The following is a 5,557-nucleotide window of genomic DNA, read 5'->3' on the forward strand; positions in this document are numbered from 1 at the left end:
GTTGGTTGCAATCGTGAATAATGATAATGTCGTTGACAGTGATGGTGACGGTATTTTAGATGGGGTTGAACTAGCACAATTTACCGACCCGAATGATGCCAATCATCCGATTTATCTTGGTCAAACCGATACAGACAACGATGGCACAGTGAATGGTCTAGATACAGATTTGGATGGCAATGGTACAGCGGATGAAAACGAACTCTACGTTACGCTCAATTCCGGTGTTCTTGATGGTAATGTTGACGGCCTGCCTATTCCTTACACGACAAATAAGACTGATGACTGTCCTGTCAGCGCTGCACCAACCCAAATGGTAGGCAATATTGCGCTTGTTTATTATGATGGATTGAATGCTTGTAGCTTTAATAGTGCAAATTACAGTGCTACCCAATATACGGTAAACGAAGGGATCAGCTATCAGTTCAACACCGCGATACCTTTGTATCAAATTGGCCCCTCTCAAGTGGCACCAACTGCATGGCGCGTGAATGAAGTTTATCCAATGCTGCGTTTGCCACGCGATGTGAAATACGACATTTATGAGGTGACGTTAAATGACAGTGATTGGGTCGCGACCAAATTACAAACTATTGAGGCTGAGGATATTCCCGATGATAACTGGCTATTCATTAATCAAGATGTGAGTGAGCGTACCACAGCACTGAACCTCATGGCATTACCAGAAGATTTAGATCTCTATGGTGAACTGATTTCTAACTTTAGCTTGGTGCAACTGAATAATGACGATACCCGCTTATCTTTCTTTACTCGCATCAACTTTGATGCTTGGCGTTACCGTCTAGATGGTGGTGAATGGGTAACTGCCATTGAACCAAGCGTGATTTTATCGGGGTTAAGCCTTGGTCAGCACACGGCAGAAATGGAAATCATTGATGCCAATGGCAACCGACTAACGGCTATTGATCCGCAAACCACAACTGCTGAAATTTACACGGTAGAGAACCTCACCCCTGATACTAGCTTATCTTTTGATTACACCAATCATTTCACCGGTAGCGAATACCTAGCGGTTGCGATCTTACCTGGTTCAGGTTTGACAGGTCCTAGCGAAACACTCACGCCAAATTGGTGGGATACCTCCGAAACCGAGACCCATTTCACGCTTGAGGTGAAAGATGCTGCGGGCAATGTTTATCCAGTGACCTTGAAAGGGCAACGTATTTACAATCAAATTCAAACCGCGATGCACTATGTCACCACCCCTGGTGAGGCATCGCCTGATTTTGATACAGTCAATTTTTTCCACATTTCACTCGATAGCGGTAGTTTAAGCGCCTTGCCGACGGGAACTCATTATAATGGTGGCGTGGCGACATTACGTTATGTCACTTCAGCACAAGAAGAGCTGGGTATTTATCCGTTCAGTATCGATTTCACCTTGCCGTACAGCGATTTTGATGGCGATGGTATTGAGGACGGTATTGACCCCGATCTGGATGGCGATGGTGTCGCCGATACACTTGATGTGAATAGCTACAGCGTGACATCCGATACTGATGGCGATGGCATGGGGGATGGCTTTGAAACCACCTATGGGTTTGACCCATTAATCGCAGGCGATGAGACAGGCGATTTGGATGGTGATGGATTCACCAACTTAGTGGAATACCAAGACGGCTCTGACCCAAGTGATGCCAGCAGCTTTGATACCGATCATGATGGCATTCTTGACCCAGATGACGCAGAGCCAACGGTATGGAATAACCTTGCAACAGGGGAACGCTTAGGCACCACTACCGTTTCAGCAACGCATGAACGTACAGAATACACTTCGCCAGTGGTGCGCATCATGATAGAGGCACATAGCCGTAGCGAAGATATGTATGTGCCTTATGAAGATTATGCCGCTAGTTTGGATTCCCACTCGTCCAACTATATGCCGAAAGTAGCGTACTCTGCGGTGAGCAATGGCACTAAAGACGGTGTGGTTTGGCAAGATCAAACCAATATGGCGGTCTACTACAGCGAATTTAACGCCGAAGGTACACATAACCGCACCATCAGTTTGCCAAATAGCGCTAATGAGAACTTATTGTCAGCGGCCAGTAATGGCAGTGGTGACATTGTGTATGGTTTAGCTGCCACTGGTGGCGCGGCCGATAAAGTCAGCCCGACTACAGCCCGTTTGGTCCGTTACAATTTAAATAGCCAAACAACCATCGTTGAAAAAATGCTTAATACTAGTACTAGCGGTACAGGTGCGTTGAATTTTTGGAAAGTAGGCAACTTCCCATCCAAATTAGCGTGGTCAGGTGACCGTATAGGTATGAATCTTTTACGTACCCTTACTCGTGGTGGCGATGGCTTAAATCACCAAAGTGGTGGTGCGTACATTTATGATGCGAACAATCTCGAAATTGCCAGAGCCTGGGGGCAGATCTCCGGCCACCAATTTGGCTCAACATTGATGGTCGACAGTCAAGGTAATTTTAACACGTTGATCTTAGGCGATAACTATCCGCGGGGTATCAACTTGGTGCAATGGAATGATTTCAATCGCCATACCCAAGAGTTGCTTCGATTAAAAACTGAGCATGGGAAAACCGCGAAAAATGGTATCGAAGAATACACCGAGATCTCAACGCCAACGACGACCTATTATAAATGGTCAAACGACAATCGGACTTACTCAGAGCTAGGTGGCGTAGTAGAAATGGACGATCGTCTCCTCAGCTTTATGATGAGTGAGCGTGGCCTTAACAATGCCGAAGTCGGCAGAGCCCACAATAAATCACGTAACATCGCTGTGGTTGCAACCGCGAAAGATGTCGCCGACGGTGAGTACCTCACCTTTGGCGAATATGAAAGCAGTGATTTTTACAGTTTCGGCGGAGGCTATGCCTTGCTTGAAAACCGTTATGTCGTATGGTTGACGGATTTCACCGACATCAATGAAAATGTCACGCGTGTTAAACCATTGAAACTGGCGGATAACGTAATTTTGCTCTTGATGGAAATCCATACCTTTGAGGGTTATGACTACAGCGCTTACATGATGCTCAACAAAGACTTGCAAGTGCTTGTGCCGCTGACGCGTATGCGCCAAGACGTGATCTTCGGTCGCTCCGATGAACTGCGTGTTGAGAATGGCACCGCCTATGGTTACAGCAGTACCGATGGCAAGTTACAGCGCTTTACCATCAGTCTCAATGGTGACCCGACGATTGATAGCGATAACGATGGCTACGGCGACTACTACGAGCAACTTTTAGGCAGCGACGCCAACGATCCGAACTCACCGTTAATGAATGGTGATCTAGACACCGATAGCGACGGCATTCCTGATCACATAGATTATGACGATGATGCTGATGGTATCTCGGATATGGATGACAGTGCGCCACTTGACCGTAACTCAGATTATGACGGTGATGGCTTGAGTGATGGCTATGAAACCGATAACGGCCTTAATCCGATGGATGCTAGTGACGGTGGTGTAGATAGTGACAGTGATGGCATTCGTGATGCGGATGAAATGTTGCTTGGCTTAAATCCGAATGATCCTAATGATGGCAAAGACGCCGATACTGATTTAGATGGCTTCACTAATGGGCAAGAGATCCTTGTTGGCACCAACCCACTGGATGCCAATTCCTATGACGGAGACGGGGATGGCGTTCTCGGTATAATTGATAGCGATGACACCGATCCCATGACAGACAATGACGGAGACGGCATTGCGGATAGCGTTGAAAAACAAGCGGGCTTTGATCCACACGATCCCCTCGATATTGATTTCTCTATCGATGAAAATAGCGATGGCATTGCTGACGTGTGGGCAACCTTGCAAATGGGATTACCAGCGCAGGGGATCATGAATGTAAGTGCTTGGGCGCAACATCAAGCCCAAACGGCAACCACGCCAGCAGTGGTCGTGACAGATTTTATTAATCAACCAAGTCAACGTTCCATCGATCTGACCGCATTAAGTGGGGAAGTGTCTTACGAGTTCATCGTACATTTTGCAACGGACCGTTCTAATTCATTGGCGATACTGGGTTTGAGAAATAACAGTATTGGACTCAACACCGTGTGGAGCTTACGTTTTGAGCAATATTCAAGTAACGGTAAGCTCGGTGCGACCAAATATGGGGCGGCTGACCATACGTTTACGGCGGTGAATGGCCAATCTATTGATTCGCCTTACGGTGACCCAGTCCATATTGTTTTCCTTGCACGAGGCAGTAATAGCGAAGTCTGGGTCAATGGTGTTCAAGTTGGGCAAATCAGTGGTCAACCTATGCTGATCAACGATCCCGCTGCACCACTCGGTATCAACGAGGGTAACGTCCAAGGCAGTGAAGGCATATATGGCTTTGCTGCCCATAACCGCGCTCTTTCGGCTGATGAAATTGCAGAAGGTTATCGTAAAGCCTTGAGTATTTACGTCGATACCGATAATGATGGAATTTATGATGTGATTGACCCTGACGATGACAACGATGGTTATCTCGATAACGGGGATCAAGACACCAGAGGTTATGGTACCGGTCAAGTGGTTTCTACTGTGCTGAATGACATCAATGATTTGCTTGCTAATAACCAAACCATTGATGAAGCCCTATTAATCGATAGCGGTAAATTTAACAGCATCATCAGCACCAACATGGCGGCCTATAACGCTGAATTTACCCGCCTAGGCAGCTTAACGACCTTGACACAAGTGCAAGGGTTGATTGATGGCGTGAATACTTCTGTAGACACAATGACAGCGATTGTCGGATACGCGAATACAAATGATGCCAAGAACTTAAGCTTCGCGGATTTAAGCAGCGTGATGGGCTTAACTTCGCTTGACGCGAATAATCATGCGTACTATAAAGCCTTGATTGCTTCAGATGTTGGCGATAACGTAGATACCGCAGCCAAATTACAAATACTGATTGATAGCGCTAACCTCAGCCAAACGCAAATCGATAACATCAGCCAATATGCTGCTAACAACAACGCTCGTGACTTAACCATCGCTATGCTGCAAAGCATTGTAGGTTTGATAGTAGACAGTAATAACCTGTTTTTCTATAAAGAGTTTGTTGCCGACAGTACCGCTTCGTCAATTACGGATTTAGCCAGCTTGCAGCTTGTCATCAGTGATGCTGATGCCTTTGCTCTTGATCCACAATGGGCAGTGACAGGGCAAGCGGTAGCGAACAATATCAGTGGAGCGACAGTGCGTGTGTTTGCAATTGAAGCGGGTGCCAAAGGCACTGACATAACTCACACGGCTGGTACCACTGATGCAAACGGCGCCTTCAGCATGACGATTGTGCCAACGCCGCTTCCGGTAATGATTGAAATTACTGGCGGGTCTTATCAAGATGAAGCCACCGGCAATACCTTAACCAACAACACATTAACGAGTGTGCTACCAGAAATCGCTCGTCGCGATGTGGTGACGGTCTCGCCGCTCACTGATATTGCTGCCAAATTGGCTGCTGGTGATCTAATCGTGGCGGGTATCAACGCAGCGAACGCATTGGTTGCCAGCACCTTCTTAGATTCGACTAATCCTGATGATGTGTTTGCGATTGCA

At 46.8% G+C, this 5,557-nt stretch carries 1 protein-coding gene; it reads left to right on the plus strand.

All coding sequences use genetic code 11. From position 1 onward, the window contains the following. Positions 1 to 13: 13 nt before the first annotated feature. On the plus strand, positions 14 to 5,557 hold a 5,544-nt coding region (locus ACTRWI_RS21710; RefSeq protein ID WP_499133790.1), incomplete at its 3' end, for a thrombospondin type 3 repeat-containing protein.

The sequence above is a fragment of the Pseudoalteromonas sp. G5_S1_14_S5 genome (assembly GCF_054968605.1).